Below are 19,717 nucleotides of genomic sequence, written 5' to 3' on the forward strand. Positions count from 1 at the left end.
CACGGTCAGTCCGCCGCGGGTGCGGCGGCAACCGGCTGGTCGGTGAAGATGTTGCGGATCACGCCATTGGCCCACTCCAGGATCTCGGCGTCCTGCAGGTCCCGCCCGCCGATCCGTGCGGTCTTGGGTTTGGGAATCAGCACCGCGTCCAGTGCCGGCTTGGCCTGCGACCCCGGGTACATCCGGTTCAGGCGCATGACCTTGGACTCCGGCAGCCGGGCCGGCGAGAACCTGATGAAGTTCCCCTGCAGGGCGACGTCGGAAAGGCCGGCTTCGCGGGCGCCCACCCGGAAGCGGGCCACGGCCACGAGGTTCTGCGCAGGCAGCGGCGGCTCGCCGTAGCGGTCCACCAGTTCGGCAAGGACTTCGTCGATCGCCTCATTGGTGAGCGCGGAAGCGAGCTTCCGGTAGGCCTCCAGTCGCAGCCGTTCACCCGGGACATAGTCGTGCGGCAGGTGGGCATTGACCGGCAGCTCGATCTTCATCTCGGCGGCCTTTTCCTCTGCTTCGCCGCGGAAGTCCGCCACGGCCTCGCCCACCAGCCGGATGTAGAGGTCGAATCCGACGCCCTGGATGTGGCCGGACTGTTCGCCGCCCAGCAGGTTGCCCGCACCGCGGATCTCCAGGTCCTTCATGGCCAGCTGCATGCCCGCGCCGAGCTCGTTGTGCGCCGCCACGGCCTTGAGGCGTTCCAGCGCCACCTCCCCCAGCGGCTTCTCGGACGGGTACAGGAAGTAGGCATAGGCACGTTCCCGGCCGCGGCCCACGCGGCCGCGAAGCTGGTGAAGCTGGGACAGCCCGTACTTGTCCGCGCCGTCCACGATCAGGGTGTTCGCGTTGGAGATGTCCAGGCCGGTCTCGATGATGGTGGTGCACACCAGGACGTCGAAGCGCCGCTCCCAGAAGTCCACGATGATCTGTTCCAGGCGGCTCTCGGACATCTTGCCGTGCGCCACCTCCACGCGGGCTTCCGGAACCAGCTCTCGGATCTTCGCCGCCGTCCGTTCAATGGTGGACACCCGGTTGTGGACCAGGAACACCTGGCCTTCGCGCATCAGCTCCCGCCGGATCGCGGCGGAGGTCTGCTTGTCCGTGTACGGGCCCACGTAGGTCAGCACGGGGTGGCGTTCCTCAGGCGGGGTGGCCAGGGTGGAGGTCTCGCGGATGCCGGTGAGGGACATCTCCAGGGTCCGGGGAATCGGGGTGGCACTCATGGCCAGCACGTCCACGTTAGTGCGCATCTTCTTCAGCGCTTCCTTGTGCTCGACGCCGAACCGCTGCTCCTCGTCCACTATCACCAGTCCGAGGTCCTTGAACTCGAAGTCCTTGGACAGCAGCCGGTGCGTGCCGATCACCACGTCCACCGCGCCGTTCTTGACACCCTCCGCCGTCTCCTTCGCTTCCTTGGAACTCTGGAAACGGGACAGCGGCTTGACGCGCAGCGGGAAGCCGGAGAACCGTTCGGTAAAGGTTTCGTAGTGCTGCTGGGCCAGGAGCGTGGTGGGCACCAGCACAGCCACCTGTTTGCCGTCCTGCACCGCCTTGAAGGCTGCGCGCACGGCGATCTCGGTCTTGCCGTAGCCCACGTCCCCGGACACTAGGCGGTCCATCGGGATCTCCCGCTCCATGTCCGCCTTGACCTCGTTGATGGTGGTCAGCTGGTCCGGCGTCTCCACGTACGGGAAGGCTTCCTCCAGTTCCCGCTGCCACGGGGTGTCGGGGCCGAAGGCGTGCCCGCGCGAGGCCATCCGAGCCGAGTACAGCCGGATCAGCTCCCCGGCGATCTCCTTGACGGCCTTCCGGGCCTTGGACTTGGTGCTTGCCCAGTCCGCGCCGCCCATCTTGCTCAGGACCGGGGTGTCCCCGCCCACGTAGCGGGTCACCTGGTCCAGCTGGTCCGTCGGCACGAACAGCCGGTCCCCCGGCGCGCCCCGCTTGGACGGTGCGTACTCCAGGACCAGGTATTCGCGCACGCCGTCGGCGCCGCCGGCCACCTTGCGCTGGATGAGCTCGACGAACCGGCCGATGCCGTGCTGTTCGTGGACCACATGGTCCCCCGCCACCAGCTGCAGGGGGTCGACGGCGTTGCGCCGCTTGGACGGCATCCGCCGCATGTCCTTGGTGGAGGCTGCGGAGGTCCGGCCCAGCAGGTCGGCTTCCGTGAGCAGCCCCAGTTTCAGGCCGTCCAGGACGAAACCGCGTCCGACGGCGGCGGTGGTCACCTCGATGATCCCCGGCTGGGGCTCGTGGTCCAGGCTGTCCACCCGGGCACAGGGGATGTCGGCGTCGTGGAACAGTTCCGCGAGCCGCTGGGCGGGGCCCGGGCCTTCCGTGGCCACGACGATCCGCCACTGGTCGCGCACATGCGAACCGATGAAGTCCATCATTTCGGCGACGTCGCCCTGGTAGCCGCGGGGCTCCCGTGCGTGCAGGTTCAGGACGTCGATTTCCGGGAGCAGTTCCGCGTCCTGGGCCAGCGAGGTGATGGACCACCAGGAGACCTGGTGGGCCAGGGCCGAGCTCCGGGTCTCGGCGAGCGAGCGGAAGCTGGCCGAGTGCAGCGCCGCCGACGCCTGGGAGCTGAGGTCCAAAGGCGCCGTCCCGCCGTCGGACGCCGTGGACCAGGCAGCTTCGAGGAATTCCTCATTGGTCGCCGCGAGGTCGTGGGCGCGGGTGCGCACCTTTTCCGGTTCGATGACCACGGAAATGGAACCCTCCGGAAGCTGGTCCACGAACGGCACCATCGCATCGACCAGCACCGGGGCCAGGGATTCCATACCCTCCACGGCGATGCCGCCGGCGATCTTCTCCAGCATGTCCGCTGCCGCGGGCAGCTGTGCCTTGAGCGTGGCGGCGCGGGACATCACCGACGGCGTAATCAGGATTTCGCGGCACGGCGGGGCGTGCAGTTCCGTGGGATGGTGGATTCCGGGGGCTGACAGCGAGCGCTGGTCGGCCACGGCGAACCAGCGCATCTGGTCCACCTCATCCCCGAAAAACTCAATACGGATGGGGTGGTCCTCGGTGGGCGGGAAAACGTCGATGATGCCGCCGCGGACGGCGAACTCGCCCCGGTGCGTCACCATGTCCACGCGGGCGTAGGCGGCATCCGCCAGGCTGCGGACCACTTCGGTGAACGGGATGTCCTGGCCCACCTTGAGCGTGACGGGAACCAGGTCCCCCAAGCCGGCCACTACCGGCTGGACCACGGCGCGGACGGGCGCGACGACGACGCGCAGCGGCCCCGCCGTCGAACCTTCCGGATGCGCAAGCCGGCGCAGCACGGACAGCCGCCGCCCCACGGTGTCCGAGCGTGGCGATAGCCGCTCGTGCGGCAGGGTTTCCCAGCTGGGGAATTCGGCCACGGCGTCCGCGGGAAGGTACGCGCGCAGTGCGGCGGCAAGGTCCTCGGCTTCGCGTCCCGTGGCGGTGACTGCCAGCACGACACCCGGCGCGCCGTCTTCGTCTCCTGCCACGGCCGCCAGCCCGTCGGCCATCTCGGCAAGCAGCACGGGCCGCAGGCCGGACGGAGCGCTGATCTGGTAGTCCTGGCCGCGGACGCTGAATCCCCTGGCGGCTTCCGCCCGGACGCGCGCGAAGGTCTGGTCCTCGGCGAGGACGCGCCGCAGGCCATCCAGCGACGGTCCTGCAGTGGATGTGCCGGCGGCGGACGGGCCGGGAAGGCTCATGGCGGAAGCTCCTGTGGTGTTCAAGGGGATCGCAGGCAACGCGAAAACCCGAAATTCGCTGCGAATCCCGGGGAACTTCCAGCCTACCGCGCACGGGCGGCATTCCGGGCCCCCGCCAGTCCCGGAAGCGGCCCCTGCGCTTAGGCTGGCAGGGGGGCCGCTGGTTCAGCAGGGCTCACTGATTTACGGGCGCGGCCGTCCGGACAGGCTGCCGCTCCGAACCGCTGAGGACGAACAGGAGCGAGCATGACCGGAACCAATGCACCGCAGATCCCCAAGACAGTCCTGGTGACGGGAGCCACCGGCTACATCGGCGGCCGGCTGGTGCCCCGGCTCCTCGAGGCGGGCCACACCGTCAAGGTGCTGGTCCGCTCTCCGGACAAGATTGCAGGGGTGCCGTGGCGGGACAAGGTGGAGGTGGTGGAAAGCAGCCTGGACGACGGTGAGGCGCTGCGCAAGGCGCTGGACGGCGTCGAGGTCTTCTACTACCTGGTGCATTCCATGGCTGCCGGGGCGGGTTTTGAGGCCAAGGAGAAGGCGATGGCGGCCGTGGCGGCCCAGGCGGCGGCGGATGCCGGAGTGGGCAGGATCGTGTACCTGGGCGGACTGCATCCGCAGGGTGTGGAACTGTCCACCCACATGCGTTCCAGGGAGGCCGTTGGCCAGGTGTTCCTCGACGGCCAGGTGGACGCCATCGTCTTCCAGGCCGGCGTGGTGATCGGCTCCGGTTCGGCGTCCTTCGAGATGATCCGGCACCTTTCCGAGACGCTGCCCCTGATGCCGGCGCCCAGCTGGGTCCGGAACCGGATCGAAGCGATCGCCGTGCGGGACGTTCTGTACTACCTGGTGGCTGCGGCATCCCTGGACGGGTCCATCAACCGGAGCTTCGATATCGGCTGCCGACAGGTGCTCACGTACGCCGCGATGATGAAGGAGTACGCGGCCGAGGCCGGCCTGCCCTACCGGGTGGTGCTGGCCCTGCCGGTCCCGGCCCCCAAGCTCGCCGGGATGTGGGTGGCGCTCACCACCCCCATCCCGCTGTCCATGGCGTTCCCGCTGGTCCAGTCCCTGCAGCACGACGCCGTGTCCAGCGAGCATGACATCGACCGGTACATCCCGCAGCCCGACGGCGGCCTCACGCCCTATCGGACCGCCGTCGCGCTGGCACTGGGCAAGGAACGGGACGGACAGGTGGAAACCACTTGGGCCAACGCCGGCGTGGCGTCCGATCCCCTGCCCAGCGACCCCGACTGGTCCGGCCATACGGTCTACATCGATGAACGCACCTTCCACGGGGACGTGGACCCGGAACACGTGTGGACCATCATCGAGGGGATCGGCGGCCGGAACGGCTGGTACTCGCTTCCGCTTGCGTGGCAGGTTCGCGGCTGGCTGGACAAGCTCACCGGCGGTGCGGGGCTGCTGCGCGGGCGGCGGCATCCGCACAGCCTTGCCGTAGGTGAAGTGGTGGACTGGTGGCGTGTGGAACGCATCGACCGCGGCCGGCTGCTGCGGCTGCGGGCCGAGATGCGTGCGCCGGGCCGGGCCTGGCTGGAGCTGTCAGTGGAACCCGACGGGAAGGGCAGCCGCTACCGGCAGCGGGCCATCTTCTTTCCGAAGGGTCTCAGCGGCCGGTTGTACTGGCTGGCGGTGCTGCCATTCCATTCGGTGATTTTCCCGGCCATGGCACACAACATCACTGCCGCGGCGCAAAAAATCACCGATGCGGAGCGGACGGGCTCAAACCCATAGGATGTTTGGAGCCAATTTCGTTCCGAATGTCCCCCAGGAGGACCCATGGCCCTGAGCGCCACCACTATGCTTCCCCACTCCGTTGACAGCGTCGCTGCCGTGCTGGTCAACGAGGACTTCCAGCGCCACGTAAGCCAGTTGGTAGGCGGCACGCTGGAATCCTTCACCGTCGACGGCGACGTTGCCGGCGCCTTCAGTGCAACGTCCGTGCGTACCCTGCCGACCACCCGCCTGCCCGAGATCGCCCGCAAGTTCGTGGGCGATCACCTGAAGGTCACCCAGGTGGAGAACTGGGACGCCCCCGCCGCGGACGGTTCGCGCCAGAGCAACATCTCCCTGAAGGTTGCCGGCGCGCCGGTGGACGTCACCGCAGTCCAGCGCCTGGTGGCCGAGGGCGGGAGCACCCGGGTTGAGCTCGCCGGCAACGTCACCTCCTCGGTGCCGTTCCTGGGCAGCAAGATCGCCGACGCCGCTGAGCCCATGGTGGCCAAGGCCCTGAACCTGCAGGCAGCCCAGGCGCAGGCCTGGCTGGAAAGCCACTAGCACCGTGGAGTTGCCCGTACTTGCCGGCCTGGTGCTCATTGTGTCCGGCATCTGGTCCCTGGTGGTGTGGCCGCAGTTCCTGCGCCGTGTCCGGAAGGACCCGCGCGCCCGGGATGCGGCAGGAAAGGCAACGAAGTTCCTGACCGTCCACCTGGTGCTGGTCAGCGTCTCGATGGTCCTTGGCGCCGCCACCGCCGTCATCGGGCTTCTGGGGCTTTTGGGCTAGCAGTACCTGCGCGGGCCAGCCACGTCCCACGCCGTCTCCGAGGCATCTGCGGAAGCCCTGTGGAAGCCCGCAGGGTTTTCGCAGGGCCATGGTTATGTCCCCGGCAGTGCGGGATGGTGGAGCTGTGCGGATCTCTGTTATTGGTTGCGGCTACCTGGGTGCTGTCCACGCAGCATGCATGGCAAAGCTTGGCCATGACGTGGTGGGGATCGACGTCGACCAGGGCAAGGTCGCCCGGCTAAGCGAGGGAAAGGCACCGTTCTACGAGCCTGAGCTTGATGCCCTCCTGACAGAGCTGGAGGAGTCCGGACGCCTCAGCTTCACCACCGGCATGGAGGCTGCAGGAGGCTGCGAGGTCCACTTCATCTGCGTAGGCACGCCGCAGAAACGGGGAGAAAACGCAGCCGACCTGCGCTTCGTGGATGCAGCCGTGGCGGAACTGGCCGGCTTCTTGTCTCCGGGGGACGTAGTGGCCGGCAAATCGACTGTTCCAGTAGGGACCGCGGAAAGACTCGCTGAAGTCATCGCCGCCAGGCAGCCGGCGGCCGCCCTCCTGTGGAACCCCGAGTTCCTCCGCGAAGGCCATGCCGTTGACGACACCCTGCGTCCTGACCGCTTCGTCTACGGAGTCCCGGACGGCAACGAGGACCATCCGGCAGTAGCGGTCCTCGATGAGGTCTACCGGACGGCGCTTTCCACCGGGACGTTGCGGCTCATTATGGATTATCCGACTGCGGAACTCGTCAAAACCGCCGCCAACTCGTTCCTCGCCACCAAAATTTCCTTCATCAACGCCATGGCTGAGGTCTGCGAAGCCACCGGGGCGGACGTCACGCGCCTGGCCGACGCCATCGGCATGGATGACAGGATCGGACGCAAATTCCTCAACGCCGGCATCGGATTCGGCGGCGGATGCCTCCCCAAAGACATCCGCGCCTTTATGGCCCGGGCCGGGGAACTCGGCGCAGACCAGGCACTGACCTTCCTGCGCGAAGTCGACGCCATCAATATGCGGCGCAGAACCCGGGTGGTCGAGTTGACCCGGGAACTCTGCGGCGGCATACTTCTCGGCCAACGTATCGCGGTCCTCGGCGCTGCCTTCAAGCCGGAGAGCGACGACGTCCGGGATTCGCCGGCGCTGAGCGCCGCCGCACAGCTCCAGCTTCAGGGTGCCGTGGTCACGGTCACCGATCCGCAAGCGCTGGACAACGCAGCGAAAAGGTTCCCGGAGCTCCCGATGGAGCCGGACCTGGAAACGGCACTTACCCGGGCGGACGCCGTTCTCCTGCTCACCGAGTGGAAGCTCTACCGGGAGCTGGATCCGTATTCAACTAAGTCCTTGGTGTCCTCAGCCCGGGTCCTTGACGGCCGCAATGTCCTGGACCCCGCCAAGTGGCGCGCTGCAGGGTGGACGTACCGGGGGCTGGGCAGGCCGTGACCTGCCCAGCCCCCTGCGGACCGCGATGTCATTACCCAGGATCAGGCCAATGGTGCTGCAGCCGGACGGCGCCGGGTTCCGCCCCCGCCCACATTGGTCGAGGAGTTATTGGTGACCACCCGCATGTACTTCCGTATCTTGGCGAAATCGTTGCGCATTCGGTTGAAGGCCGCTCCCGCCGCGGCAGGCTCCGCGTAAAGGACGGTTCCGCCCGCCGCATCGACCACGTACGCGCCATAATCCTGAAGAGCGCGTGCCAGTGCGAGCCCTTCCGGGCTTAGCCCCAGCGATGAGATGTTGACCTGCGGAGGTATGCCGAGCAGGGTACCCATCGGAATGGGGCCGGTGTAGGTGGAACTGGCGTTGCCGTCCTGGCGGTTGGCCGGCCACACGGGTCCGAGCTTCAGCTTTGACCGCGGAATGGCGACGGCCAAGGCGTGCGGGATGTTCAACGCAGCAACTTCGTGGGCACGGATGAGTCCGCCCAGCGCGCTCACACCGGCCGCCCGGACGCCGTTCACCCCTCCGCTGCCCCGCATGTCAGTCCTGACCTGGAACTTGGACGTCCACGACGTGTCACTGATCTTCCGCATCACCCAGTTCTCGTAGGCGATCGCGGCGTAGTCGGGCTGGGTAACCACAGAGTGGCCGTCCGTGCCCAGTGCGACCTGGGCAGTGGTTGGGACCCGGTAATTCCAAGCCCATGTCGAGCTGGTGCGCACGGTGGCGACGGGATCGGTCGTGCGGGCGTTGACGACCGGAATCGACCATTGCTCGCAGTTGATGTAGCAGCTGCCCGAGATGAAGCTGGCGGTCTTGGTGCCCGTCACGGATTCGAACCGGGCCCCGGAACCAAGGGAGATGTTCCAAAACGAACTGGAGGCAAACGGATGCTTCCAGGGACTGCGTGTTGTCACGGCCTGGGCGGCGCTGCCTGTCGCGGTAGCTCCTGCCGCCGCTGCAGCAACGGCTGCAACGCCTTTCAGGAACGAGCTGCGTGACAGAAACGCAGAGCCTGGCCGGCCGGTTAATAGGTTTTGCTGTTCATACGACATTCGAGACCTCTAGCGGTTTGCGCTGCCCCAGCATCCGTAGTTCGTCGCAGGAAACCTACAACGAAACCGCTTCCTTAATAGGTGGACATTGAGATCAGAACGTTACCGAACGTCCGCAGGGCAGCGCGAATAGGCGCGCCGACACGGGACGGCCGCGCCCAAGGCTGCTGGGCCCGGGAGCCGTTTTCCGCCACGGCGGCAGCGGACCACTCTGTGCAGGTCAGCGACCGGTTAGGAATTCTTCGCCGCGGGCCGGACGTCGGCGCGGGCGGCACAGGCCGCGCCGGCACATGTGAGGATTCTCATAACCGGGGTGGCTACTGGATGGTCCCGAGGAAGACGCTTTTTTGGGGTTCGTGGGTCTGGATTCCCCCCAGTGCCATGACGATCCTGTTGCCGACGCGTTGAACCAGCGCTCCCTGCCGGGGGGCGGGGAGGGACGGAAGGACCGTCCACGCATTTTTCGGCACGTCCAGTGCCACCACCTGGGAGGTGGGCTGGAAGTTGTCCGTCTGCCCGCCGGCCATGATGATCCGTCCGTCGGAGATGAACGTTCCCGACTCGATGTGGCTTTTGGCCATTGGAAGGCTTGCAACGGCAGTCCAACTGTTGGTTCCGGGATCATAGGCGTGGCAGTCCGCCTGCTGCTCGTGCAGGACATCGTGGCCGTGTTCGCCTCCGATAATGAAGATCCTGCCCCCGAGCACCGCGCAGCTCATGTGGTCCTTCGGATTCGGGAGCGGTGCGGCGGATGTCCAGGTGCCAGTGCCTAGGTCGAAGACGAAATGGTCTCCCACATTTGTCACCCGGTCGGCGGGGTTTCCGCTGATGTAGTGCAGCTTGCCGTCCAGGTAGGCGAGCGCTCCCGCCCCGCGCGGCTTGGGCAGCCTCGTAATGAGGCGGAAAACCCCGGAGCCGGGGTCAAAACTGTAAACCCTGTCGCTGACGGTCTGGGTGGGGGTCTTGGTTGTATCGAGGTTGCCGGCAAAGCCTCCCGCCAGGTAGATGTACCGGCCATCATCGGCCACTCCAAGGTGGCTTTCCGCCATTCCAGCCGGAAGGGTGCCCAGGGCGGACCACGAGTTGGTAGCGGGGTTGTAGGTCCCGTAGCTGCGCAGAACGCGGAACGAGGAATCGAATCCGCCGAAACGGTACAGCAGGCCGCCCAGGGCCAGGCCTGCTCCCTCAAAGCAGGCAACGGGAGACGGGGCGCCCTGGCTCCAGGCCGAGGGCCACGGCACGGTTGACGCCGGCGGCAACGGTGCCCCGTCGGGGAAGACAATCTCCAGTGCCGATATCTTGGGCTGGTCAACTTTGGCCGTGAAGTCGATGGTCAGGGTGCCGTCGCTCACCGGTACGCTGAACACTTTCACGGCTGCCCGGGCAGCGCCGACCTCTGCGTAGATGTCGTAGTCCTGCAGTTCCACCGCTCCACCCTCCAGGTTCGCGCTAAAGACACGCTTCCCTGTCCCGCCTGGGCCGCCTCCTGGCGCACCGAACCAGATTTCCGCGAAGTACAGCTTTACGAGATAGGTGCCCGCGGCCGTTACCGGGATGGCGTAGCCAAAGGAACCCAGGTTGGACGTGGCACTGCGCTCAGACGTGTAAAGCACGTCGTCCGTGGTTCCTGCAACGTCCCCGACACTGCTGTTCACATACGATTTGCCGCCCGTGAAAAACTGGTCCGCGCGCCACTGGACGCCGCCTGCGGTCACGGCCGGTCCGCCGGCATTGATCCTCAGCACTTGGCCGGCCGGTTCGGGAGGCGGCGGCGCTGCCGGAAAGACCACCTCAATGGCCGAAATCTTGGGCTGGTCCACCGTGGCAGTGAACACTATGTCCAGGCTGCTGCCGCTGACCGGGACCACGAACTGCCTGGTGACGGCATTCATCGCCCCGGCAGCAGCGAACAGGTCAAAGTTGACCAGTTCCGCTGCTCCGCCCTGGAAGTTGACGCTGAACACCCGCTTGCCCGCACCACCGGGGCCTCCCCCGGTGGCTCCGAACCAGATCTCGGCAAAGTGCAGCACTACCGTGTAGTCCCCGGCGGCCGGCACCGGAATTGAGTAGCTGAAGCCACCGAGATTCGACGTGGCACTCCGCTCGGTCAGGTAAAGCGCGTCATCGGCGGTGCCGCCTATTGAGGACACAGCGGAATTAGAGAAAGACTTACCACCGGAGTAGTAGCGATCAGCACCCCACGTAACGCCGCCGGTCGTGATTTGGGGACCCCCGGCATTGATGCGCAGAACCGTGGCGGTGTCCGCAGCGCTCGCCTGGGTTCGCGTGGAAAAAGCGACCGCACCCGCGGCGGCGAGTCCCATCAGAACAGTTGTCCGGCGCCGGGTCTCGTACTCAAGGAATCTGGACCACGGGGTGGAGGACCCGGACCCGGAGGAGGACCCGGACTCGGGGCGGGATGTTCCGGCCATATCGATTCCTTAGCATCGCGGTGTGGATGTCCCCTTTCCCGGGAGTTTATAGGCGTGCGGTGGCAGAGGTCACCGGATTTTCCCGGGGGACGCGTAAGTCCAGTAATGCGCCGCTGAATCCGCGTAGCAGGCAACTGCCGCACAAGTATGTATCGGCACGGCATGAGTAGACCGGCACTGTACATGCGTATGCCGGCCACCAAAGACCAGTCCCGACTTCGCTGGTGGACACGGGGCGCCCGTTATTAGCTGGGAGAGCGCAATAGCCCGCAATGGCGACTTCGGAGGCTGGATGAAAACGCAGTTCCTTGCACTGCTGCTGGCCCGGGTCTTTGCGACGGCCGTCCAGGCCCTGACTTTCATACTGCTCGCACGCTGGGCCGGTGTTCGGGACTTCGGAACCGTGGGGATCATAGCCGGCATCTGCGCCGTTCTGTTCACGGTCGCAGACTGGGGCCTCTCGTCATACATCCCTCGTGCCAGGGCAGTGGGCAAAAACGACGACGTCGTTGCCGGCATCAGGATGGATTTCGTTGGAAACGCTGTTGCGGGGACCCTCGCGGCTACCGTTATCGGAGCTTTGTCCGTTCCTCTCGGGATAAGTGCCTGGTTCATCCTCGTCCCCCTCGGCCTCGCCATAGAACAGTTCGTCGAGGTCGCCCTCACTGTCCCCATCGCTGACAAGAACAAGCGTTCATTCGTCTTTTCGCTGGTACTCCGGCGCGTTGTCTCCGTTGTCATCTTCGTGTCTCTTCATCTGCTCGCATTCGAGGCAGTCGCGTCCTATGCCATCGCCGTCCTGACGGCGTCCGCCGTAGGTTTCCTTCACGTGGTGGGGGTCCTGCGCAACCGGCTCGGGGGAATGCGCACGCGGAGCAGTTCGGCTGAACTCTACCGGCGTCTCATCCCGTACCTCCTCGCCAACCTGAGCGCGCAGTCCCGAACCCTGGACACGGCCGTCGTCGGCGCAGTTTCCTCGTTATCCTCGGCGGGGTTATATTCGGCAGCCTTTCGCCTGGTCAATCCGCTGATGCTGGTTTCCTCATCACTCGTCGCTGTGCTCCTCCCCCATGCATCCCGGAAGGACCTCAGGCAGACCCGGCGGATCGGCCGGGTTCTGTCCTGTGGGGCCATCATCCTGTGCGTCGCAATGATCCCGGTGATTAGCAACGCGGGCCAGGTCATGGAATTCCTGTTCGGTCGCGAGTTCGCGGCCGCGGCTCCGGCTTTCGCTCTCGCCATCGCAGCGTTGCCGTTCCTTTCGCTGGCGCCCCCGTTGGGCGGGCTGCTTCAGAGCCAAGGCTTCGAACGGTTCGTTGCCGTAAATGGAGTCACGTTCGCGGCCCTCAATCTGGCGCTCGTATTCGTTGGGGCGACGTTCTGGGGGCCGGCAGGTGCAGCTGCCGGCGTCGCCGTAACCTACGCCGGGAAATCCATGTCCCTGTTGATCCGTCTCGAGACGGCACGCCGCCCGGATGAACCCTCACAGCTGCACGGTCAGACCGTCCAGCTCAGAACGGCCTGACCGTGATGCGCCCGCATGCACACGTCGAAGGCGTCTCAGTCCTGATGCCGGCCTTGAACGCGCGCAGCACGATACAGCTGGCGGTCAGATCGACGTTGCTGGCGCTTCCCCCCAACGGTCGGCTGCTGGTGACCGACGACGGCAGTACAGACGGCACCACAGAGATTCTGTCCGGATTCCAAGACGCCCGGCTAACCGTATTTCGGAACAGCACACCGTTGGGCGTGGCCGCCACATTGAACTCGCTCCTCAACCGGGCGGTAACGCAGCACGTAAGCCGCATGGACGCCGACGACGTTTCCTTTCCGCACCGGTTTGTCAGCCAACGGGCACACTTGGGGGACGACTGCGACCTGACCTTTTCGACAGTCATCAACTTTGGTGACTCTCCCCGCGGCTGGAAGCCCGCAATTCCCATAGGGATCAGCCCCGAGGCCATGCCATTCTTCCTCCTCATCGGCAACCCGTTGGGCCATTCGGCGATGTACGGCTCGGCGCCAGCGCTGCGGACCAACCATGGCTACGTCGCCGGACCGGCCGAAGACTACGACCTGTGGATGCGACTGGTGGCCGCCGGGCACCGTCTTCGCCGGACCGCTGCCCCGCTGATCGCGTATCGGCATCACCGCACACAGATCACCAAGGCAGCGGATTGGCGTGTCCGCGTAGCCCGGGATCCGCAGCTGCGTTCCAGTCACCGCGCACTTAGCCATTCGGTCGGATGGGAGGGCCCGGATTTCTTTGATCTTGCCGTTCAAGGCGCCCGAACTCCGGCGGACCGCAAGACCCTCGAAGATCTGGCCAGGTTTTTCGCAACACGCTGCCGGCACTTGTCCTCCGTCGAGCAGCAACACCTGAAATATCAACTTGGCAAACTCAAAAGGTAGGCACGCGTGCAAAGAATTTCCTATCGCCTCCACGGGCTGAAGATACACGATGTCTCGATGCCTGAGGCCGCAGACGCCGTAGTTTCCTTTGCCGCTGACGGCCGCGCGAATCTTGTCGTCACGCCGAATTCGGATCATTATCTCCGCTGGCAGGATTCACCAGCTTTTAGGGAACTTTACGGCCTTGCTGCGCTGGTGGTCCCGGACGGATTTCCCCTGGTACTGATGGCCCATCTGGAGGGCCGGAGATCTGTACAACGGATCCCAGGCGTTGACCTGTTCTACGCTTCAATGCGTCTGGCAGCCCAAACAGGCATACCCGTTGGTCTGATCGGCGGCAAACAGGGAGTAGCAGGAAAAGCAGCCCAAAACCTGGCAGCGGTCATGCCCGGACTCAGGGTCTTCCTTACCGAATCCCCCAATCCCGAAGAACTTGCCGACCCGGCGTACGTTGCAGATCTTCGGTCTCGGTTGGGACGCGAGCCCGCCAAAGTCGTGGCGCTATGCCTGGGGTCACCGAAACAGGAGGAACTTTTCCGGGCACTCACGGCAGACGGGAACACCACAGGGTGCTACCTCGGGGTTGGCGCAGCGATCGACTTCGCGGCCGGCGAAGTCCGGCGGGCACCACGTGCTGTCCAAGACGCCGGCCTCGAATGGCTCTACCGGCTCGGCCAGGAGCCCCGGCGGCTGTGGAAACGGTATCTGCACGATACTCGGATCTTCGGGTACGTGGCCAGGTCCACCGCAGCTGGCGTGACATCAAGCGCCCTTGCATTGGTAGCCCGCACCGTCGGCGCGACAGCCGTGTTTTCTTCCGGAGTCCACCTTTTCGGTTCTTCAGGTTCGGCTTCGCAGCAAGGCAAAGACGCCTCCATGCGAATAGTCCATGTCGGTCCGGATCCGCAAACCCAGGGGGGAATGGCATCCGTTATTGCCGAGTACCTCACGTTCACGGGCGAAACTTTCACGAGCAGCAGTATTCCGACGTGGGCGCCCCGATCCCGCTTTCGCTCGCTCGGGAACGCAGCACGGCTCTGCCTTCAGATTCTCGTTGGGCAGCACGACCGCAACACACTCCATGTCCACATGAGCGAATTCGGCAGTTTCATTAGGGAAGGCGCTGTTGTTCTTGCAGCCCATATGCGGGCGGTCCCGGTCCTGGTGTCACTGCACGGCGCTGACTTTGGCGAGACTGTCGCGCGATACCCCGGGATCACCAGAAACGTCCTTTCCAAAGCATCCGGCATAATCTGTCTCGGTCCCAAACAGAAGGCCATGGTTGCAAGGCTGGTCCCCCGTGTGACAACCCATATCGTTCCGAATCCCAGCGGTCCCGGCACTTCCGCGGGACTGCCTGAACGCCTGGCCGCTGCCGGCTCAGCCCCCCACTTTGTCTTCGCCGGTGATGTCGGCACCCGCAAGGGATTCGACCTCATCCAGACTGTGTGGCCGGAGGTCATAGCCAAGTATCCGGGCGCTACGCTCGACGTCTGCGGTCCCGTCACCGATGTGGCGGCGCCAATCGAGCTCCCCCGATGTACATACCACGGAACGGTTACCCGCGAAAAGGTGGCGGAGCTCCTTTTGGGGGCGGAGTGCCTTCTGCTGCCAAGCAGGAAGGAAGTTCTGCCCATGAGCGCCCTGGAGGCACTCAGGTTGGGCACCCACGTAATTGCCTCCCATGCCGGCGAAATGGATTCCTTGGCAGGATCGGCAGCCGTTACCTATTGCGATCCCACACCGGACGCGTTGCTGGCAGCCATAACAAGCGTGCTCGAGTCAACTCCGGCGGATAAACAGGCCAGGTCCGAAAAAGCGATCCGCTGGTCTGCCGAGAACTCCTCCAATGAACGGATAGCACTGCTGTTGCAGCACATCTACACATCACATCAAAGGACGTCACATACCTCGCAAGGGGGAAAACACTGTGGAAAAGCCGACTATCAATTGCGTCATTCCCACGCACGGCCGGGACCATCTGCTTCTTAAGGCACTCGAATCGGTCCGGCTCCAGACGCGTCAGCCGGAACGGGTGACCGTCGTTGACGACACAGGATCGGAATCCACCAGAGTCCTCGTCTCGGGCTTCGTGGGCCTGCCATGCATCGCCTACCTGGACAACTCAGGCGCAGAGCACCCTGGAGCCTCCTCATCCCGGAACGCAGGCGCCTGGTCCGCGGAATCAGACTTCCTGGCATTCCTCGATGACGATGACCGCTGGGAGCCGGAATTTCTTGAAGAATCCCTGGCGGCAATCGGGTATTCCGGTGCCGACCTCGCCACCGCGCCTGGGACTGTTGAATTCGGCAGTGGATTCGCGGAACGGCCGTGGCTCGCCAAACGAGTACTGACCCACCGGGAGTGTCTGGCGTGGAACCCTGGGATAACGGGCAGCAGTTTCGTTATCTCGGCCAAAAGCTTCCGGTCAATCGGGGGGTTTGACGAACGCCTGCCCGTGTTCAACGACCTGGACCTCTTCGTACGATTCCTTGCCCGAAACTACAAGTACACCGTCCTGACTGCTCCGCGATTCATCCAGACCGCGGACGGCGCAGGACACCTTTCATCAAGGAATGAAAGAAGGGCCCGAGGCGTCCGGATGTATATGGAAAAGCACCGGGCCGAGCTCCGCTGGCACCAGCGCAGGCGGCTGCTTCGCGAGATCCATCTGTCCAAAAGATACAAAGGACAGGCACTTGCGCTGCGCGCATATCATTTTGTGGTGATGTGGCTGCTGTCGAGCCCAACCCAGTTCATCCAGGTACTCCGCGCAAAGATATCCGGGCGCGGAACCATGTATGCCTAAGGATTCAGCCGCCGGCATAACGGCCGATCCGACTGCCTACACCCGTGGCCCCGCACTCTTGGCCACGAGTCCGCGGTGCTTCAGGGGGTGGGTGCCGGAAAGGCCTGGCCGGTCCTTTTGCAGGCCGCCGATGGCGGCCAGGATGAAAAGCAGAACTGTCATGGACGATGGGTAGAACAGAACAGGGTCGCTCATCGAAGTCAGCAGCACATAGCTCCAACCCAGGAGCACGGTGCGGTTTCTTCTCCCGGCCATCAACACCGTAGCCACCACAGCCAGGCCTGCCGCCAGTGCTCCTGCCCAGCCCAGTTCAACGACAAGCTGCACATACGCATTATGGGCGCCCAGCCCATTGCCAATGCGCAGCGGTATCTGCCCCCATCCGATGCCTGCTTCCTCGTGCCCGTCCAGCAAACGCAGGGCGCGACCCCACTGCCCCAGCCGCCACGCGCCGGAATTTGCACCGGACGCCGCACCCAACGCAGTCTCAGCAGCGAAGTCGAGGCGATTAAGAAGTGTTTGACCGGCAAGAGCGAGAAAGAACGCTGCTGCCAGGGCCGCCAGGATAAGCCTCCTGAAACTGTGGGCCAGCGCCAGCCCCAGACACGCGGCCAGAATGAGGATTGCCGTGATGCTTCCCGTCATCATGAGCGCGCCGGCAGCGCACAACAGGAAGACCGCCCGCCATACATTGAGTTTCATCGATGCGACGTACAGAATGGCCAGCGACAAGGAATAGGCCGCAAAGTTGGGATGACCAAACAGCCCTCCGAACCGAAGGCCTGTATTCTCAACGTCCTTGAACGGCAATGGATAGCCGATGATCGGCTGGGCCAGGACGGAACCCGCGCCCAGGCTGAGGACAATCATGAACAACTGGTCGTTAGGACCCCGTTGCCCTGGAAAGCGGGAAACTACCCAGGGAACGGTGGCCAGTGAGATGAACCGCAGGCAGGCCTCAAAGTTGGGGCTCCCATTAATGCCGCCCGTAACGAAGATCGCTGCCGCAAGGACCAGGGGCAGCAGCGACCACTTTGTGAAGGGAAGCTCCCGGCGCGCGATGGCCAGCAGGACCACCATGCCAAAACCCGCCAGTACCGCGATGTTGTCCACGGTCAGGGCACCCACTTGGAAGGTCGAGGTAAGGAGCGGCCCGACGAGAAGCAGCGCCAGGGCTGCCGGCTGGGGGTACCGGATGGCGATACCCAGGGCAAGGGCAGCAAGGGGAACAAGGACGGCCGGCGGCCACCACACTGTTGCTACCGTGACGGCGGACACGAGCAGGAGCGTTCCTGCGACCCCTGCCCGACTGGACCAGTCACGGCTTAGGAAGCTCGAAGCGGTCCGGGACCCGCCGACACTGCTGACCCGCCCGCCGGTCCGCTTAGCCATCATCACCCCCGAGGCGTGCTGCTCCCACCGCGAGGGAGCCTTTGCGCCAACCCTATCGGCCCGGACGGGAAGGGGCACGAGTAGTTCAGGCATCGCCTACTTGCTTTTCCCCTTGAAACATCGGCAAAGATACCTGTTTCCCTCCGTTTTCGGCGGGATCGATTGAATACGCCATCCGGCAGGTCTAAGTTCGGGGCAAGAGGGAGAGGACCCGAACGGTTCCGAACTATCAGTTGCTCAGCTGCGTAGACGTCCGGGGGATAACGACATGGAATTCAGCGACTATGGGCAGCACATCCGCCGCAACTGGAAGCTCCTGGTCGGCTGCCTGCTGCTTGGCCTTGTGTCCGCCGCGGCTGCATCAGCTTTGATGGCGCCGGTCTACCAATCGACAACCAAGCTCTTCGTAGCCACCCAAAGCTCGGGCAGCGTTCTGGAACTGCAGCAGGGCAACAACTTCACGCAGCAGCGCGTCCAATCCTATGTGCTGACAGCGTCCACGCCCCTGGTTCTTCAGCCCGTCATCGACAACCTCGGACTGCCCCTGAATTCCAGCCAGCTGGCAAACAAACTCCAAGTGAGCGCGGAACTCAACACCGTCGTCATTGCCATCACCGCCAGTGACGCCACGCCTGAAGGAGCTGCACGGATCGCGTCCGGCGTCGCCGAAAGCCTCATGGGAGTCATCGGAAACCTGGAGTCAACGGCCGAAAAGACTCCCCTGAAACTCACGGTCGTGGCCCCTGCGGAGATTCCTTTGGGCCCAGCTTCCCCCAACATCCTGCTCAATCTCGTCATTGGCCTGATCGTCGGGCTTGCCGTGGGGATCGGCGCCGCAGTGCTCGGGACGGTCCTTGATACGAAGATCAGGAGTGAAGCGGACCTCAAACGCATCACTGACGGCGCCGTCCTGGGCGGGGTTCCGCATGACCCGGCGACCGGCAAGAAGTCGCTGATCACCCATTCCGTACTGAAATCGGCCCGTGCTGAAGCCTTCCGGCAGGTGCGCACGAATCTTCAATATGCGCACTTCGGTAAGGGTGCAAACTCCATGCTGGTGACCTCTGCGATTCCGGGGGAAGGGAAGTCGACCTCTTGCATTCATCTCGCACTCACCCTGGCTGAAACCGGACAGTCCGTCGTCATTGTCGACGCTGACCTGCGAAGGCCCAGCGTTGCCGGCTACCTGGGACTGGAACAGACAGCGGGACTGACCACTGCCCTGATCGGCCGAGCCGAAGTGGATGACCTGCTTCAGCCGTACGGGGCCCACGGCGTTCACGTCCTGGCCTCAGGGCACGTTCCACCCAATCCGAGTGAACTGCTCGGGTCGAAGGAAATGACAGAGCTGATCCGGTACCTGGAGGGCCGCTTCGACCACGTACTTCTCGACGCGCCCCCATTGCTCCCCGTCACGGATGCCGCTGTCCTGGCCCCGCGTGTCGGCGGTGTGGTGCTGGTTGCGGGCGCCCGGCAGGTCCGCCTGGCCGAGGTCCGCAAGGCCCTCGCGTCGCTGTCGATGGTCGATGCCCGGCTTCTGGGGATCGTCCTGAACCGGCTGCCGGGACGGGGCCCCGATTCCCAACGCTACGGCTACGGCAGCTACCAGCTTTCTGAAAAAGAGGCCAGAACGGCAGCGGATGCCGAGGCCCTGCGGACGCAGCTGAGGGTTGTGACGCAGCTCCACCCTTCCCCGCGCGTGTACGGGCCGGGCGGCCCCGAGGGCACAGGCGAAGAACGGATGGCTGATCCGACAACGGAACGTGCGGTGCGGCATTAACGGGACGCCTGTACCGTCGCCCGCTCCAGGACCGGCACCCGGTTACTTGTCTTCTCCCGAGGGCTACTTGCCCGCCGAAATGTGCTTACTTGTCTTTGCCCGGAAGCGGTATCGATAACTTTCCCCGAATGGCACATTGAGGGGACAACGCTATGTGGGCGCGGTCCCCCGGCCGGAACATTGCCGGCG

General features: G+C 64.7%; 13 protein-coding genes. 9 read left to right on the forward strand and 4 right to left on the reverse strand.

Annotation, left to right across the window (positions count from 1 at the left end):
• Positions 1-5: 5 nt before the first annotated feature.
• A complete protein-coding gene (gene mfd, locus ACIQCM_RS09220; protein WP_400605957.1) occupies positions 6-3,689 on the reverse strand; it encodes a transcription-repair coupling factor in 3,684 nt (1,227 codons plus the stop codon).
• 246 nt (positions 3,690-3,935) lie between these two features.
• On the opposite strand from mfd, the gene ACIQCM_RS09225 reads away from it, so the two are divergent.
• The 4 genes from ACIQCM_RS09225 to ACIQCM_RS09240 all read left to right on the forward strand — a co-directional run bounded on the left by ACIQCM_RS09225 (position 3,936) and on the right by ACIQCM_RS09240 (position 7,648).
• Complete coding sequence (locus ACIQCM_RS09225; protein ID WP_400605955.1) at positions 3,936-5,441, forward strand: SDR family oxidoreductase; 1,506 nt, start codon at positions 3,936-3,938, stop codon at positions 5,439-5,441.
• Between the two features lie 45 nt (positions 5,442-5,486).
• Positions 5,487-5,984 (forward strand): DUF2505 domain-containing protein, encoded by a 498-nt coding sequence (locus ACIQCM_RS09230; RefSeq protein ID WP_400605952.1) that lies wholly within the window; start codon positions 5,487-5,489, stop codon positions 5,982-5,984.
• Between the two features lie 4 nt (positions 5,985-5,988).
• Positions 5,989-6,210: an SCO4848 family membrane protein gene (locus tag ACIQCM_RS09235; RefSeq protein WP_400605951.1), complete on the forward strand. Its 222-nt coding sequence runs from the start codon at positions 5,989-5,991 to the stop codon at positions 6,208-6,210.
• 124 nt (positions 6,211-6,334) lie between these two features.
• Positions 6,335-7,648 carry a UDP-glucose dehydrogenase family protein gene (locus tag ACIQCM_RS09240; RefSeq protein ID WP_400605949.1) on the forward strand — a complete coding sequence of 438 codons (1,314 nt, stop codon included), beginning with the start codon at positions 6,335-6,337 and terminating at the stop codon, positions 7,646-7,648.
• Between the two features lie 41 nt (positions 7,649-7,689).
• Here ACIQCM_RS09240 and ACIQCM_RS09245 read toward each other — a convergent pair whose 3' ends face one another.
• The gene (locus tag ACIQCM_RS09245) at positions 7,690-8,565 is read right to left on the reverse strand and encodes a hypothetical protein (protein ID WP_400605947.1); all 876 of its coding nucleotides are present in this window, start codon (positions 8,563-8,565) and stop codon (positions 7,690-7,692) included.
• A 455-nt stretch (positions 8,566-9,020) separates the two neighbouring features.
• Complete coding sequence (locus ACIQCM_RS09250; RefSeq protein WP_400605945.1) at positions 9,021-11,135, reverse strand: malectin domain-containing carbohydrate-binding protein; 2,115 nt, start codon at positions 11,133-11,135, stop codon at positions 9,021-9,023.
• 292 nt (positions 11,136-11,427) lie between these two features.
• Here ACIQCM_RS09250 and ACIQCM_RS09255 point away from each other — a divergent pair, with 292 nt between their 5' ends.
• The 4 genes from ACIQCM_RS09255 to ACIQCM_RS09270 are packed head-to-tail and all read left to right on the forward strand — an operon-like array spanning position 11,428 to position 16,356.
• Positions 11,428-12,660 (forward strand): lipopolysaccharide biosynthesis protein, encoded by a 1,233-nt coding sequence (locus ACIQCM_RS09255; protein WP_400605943.1) that lies wholly within the window; start codon positions 11,428-11,430, stop codon positions 12,658-12,660.
• A 44-nt stretch (positions 12,661-12,704) separates the two neighbouring features.
• On the forward strand, positions 12,705-13,547 hold the full coding sequence (locus ACIQCM_RS09260; protein ID WP_400605941.1) for a glycosyltransferase family 2 protein: 843 nt from the start codon (positions 12,705-12,707) through the stop codon (positions 13,545-13,547).
• Between the two features lie 6 nt (positions 13,548-13,553).
• Complete coding sequence (locus tag ACIQCM_RS09265) at positions 13,554-15,539, forward strand: WecB/TagA/CpsF family glycosyltransferase (protein ID WP_400605939.1); 1,986 nt, start codon at positions 13,554-13,556, stop codon at positions 15,537-15,539.
• Positions 15,478-16,356 (forward strand): glycosyltransferase family 2 protein, encoded by an 879-nt coding sequence (locus ACIQCM_RS09270; protein ID WP_400605936.1) that lies wholly within the window; start codon positions 15,478-15,480, stop codon positions 16,354-16,356. Before ACIQCM_RS09265 ends, ACIQCM_RS09270 begins: the two co-directional genes overlap by 62 nt.
• A gap of 36 nt (positions 16,357-16,392) precedes the next feature.
• Here the strand turns inward: ACIQCM_RS09270 and ACIQCM_RS09275 are convergent, their stop codons facing one another.
• Entirely contained in the window at positions 16,393-17,841 is a 1,449-nt protein-coding gene (locus ACIQCM_RS09275; protein WP_400605934.1) for a hypothetical protein, read from the reverse strand.
• 175 nt (positions 17,842-18,016) lie between these two features.
• Between ACIQCM_RS09275 and ACIQCM_RS09280 the strand changes: the two genes are divergently transcribed.
• On the forward strand, positions 18,017-19,528 hold the full coding sequence (locus ACIQCM_RS09280) for a polysaccharide biosynthesis tyrosine autokinase (RefSeq protein WP_400605932.1): 1,512 nt from the start codon (positions 18,017-18,019) through the stop codon (positions 19,526-19,528).
• The last annotated feature ends 189 nt before the right edge of the window (positions 19,529-19,717 follow it).

Source organism: Pseudarthrobacter sp. NPDC092439 (genome assembly GCF_044754945.1).
In the GTDB taxonomy this organism is placed as follows: domain Bacteria; phylum Actinomycetota; class Actinomycetes; order Actinomycetales; family Micrococcaceae; genus Arthrobacter.

What these genes read in the sequence shown, in the direction of transcription:
- mfd (WP_400605957.1), bottom strand. Translation starts at nt 3,689, where the DNA reads ATGAGCCTTCCCGGCCCGTCCGCCGCCGGCACATCCACTGCAGGACCG.
- ACIQCM_RS09225 (WP_400605955.1), top strand. Translation starts at nt 3,936, where the DNA reads ATGACCGGAACCAATGCACCGCAGATCCCCAAGACAGTCCTGGTGACG.
- ACIQCM_RS09230 (WP_400605952.1), top strand. Translation starts at nt 5,487, where the DNA reads ATGGCCCTGAGCGCCACCACTATGCTTCCCCACTCCGTTGACAGCGTC.
- ACIQCM_RS09250 (WP_400605945.1), bottom strand. Translation starts at nt 11,135, where the DNA reads ATGGCCGGAACATCCCGCCCCGAGTCCGGGTCCTCCTCCGGGTCCGGG.
- ACIQCM_RS09255 (WP_400605943.1), top strand. Translation starts at nt 11,428, where the DNA reads ATGAAAACGCAGTTCCTTGCACTGCTGCTGGCCCGGGTCTTTGCGACG.
- ACIQCM_RS09260 (WP_400605941.1), top strand. Translation starts at nt 12,705, where the DNA reads ATGCCGGCCTTGAACGCGCGCAGCACGATACAGCTGGCGGTCAGATCG.
- ACIQCM_RS09275 (WP_400605934.1), bottom strand. Translation starts at nt 17,841, where the DNA reads ATGCCTGAACTACTCGTGCCCCTTCCCGTCCGGGCCGATAGGGTTGGC.
- ACIQCM_RS09280 (WP_400605932.1), top strand. Translation starts at nt 18,017, where the DNA reads ATGGAATTCAGCGACTATGGGCAGCACATCCGCCGCAACTGGAAGCTC.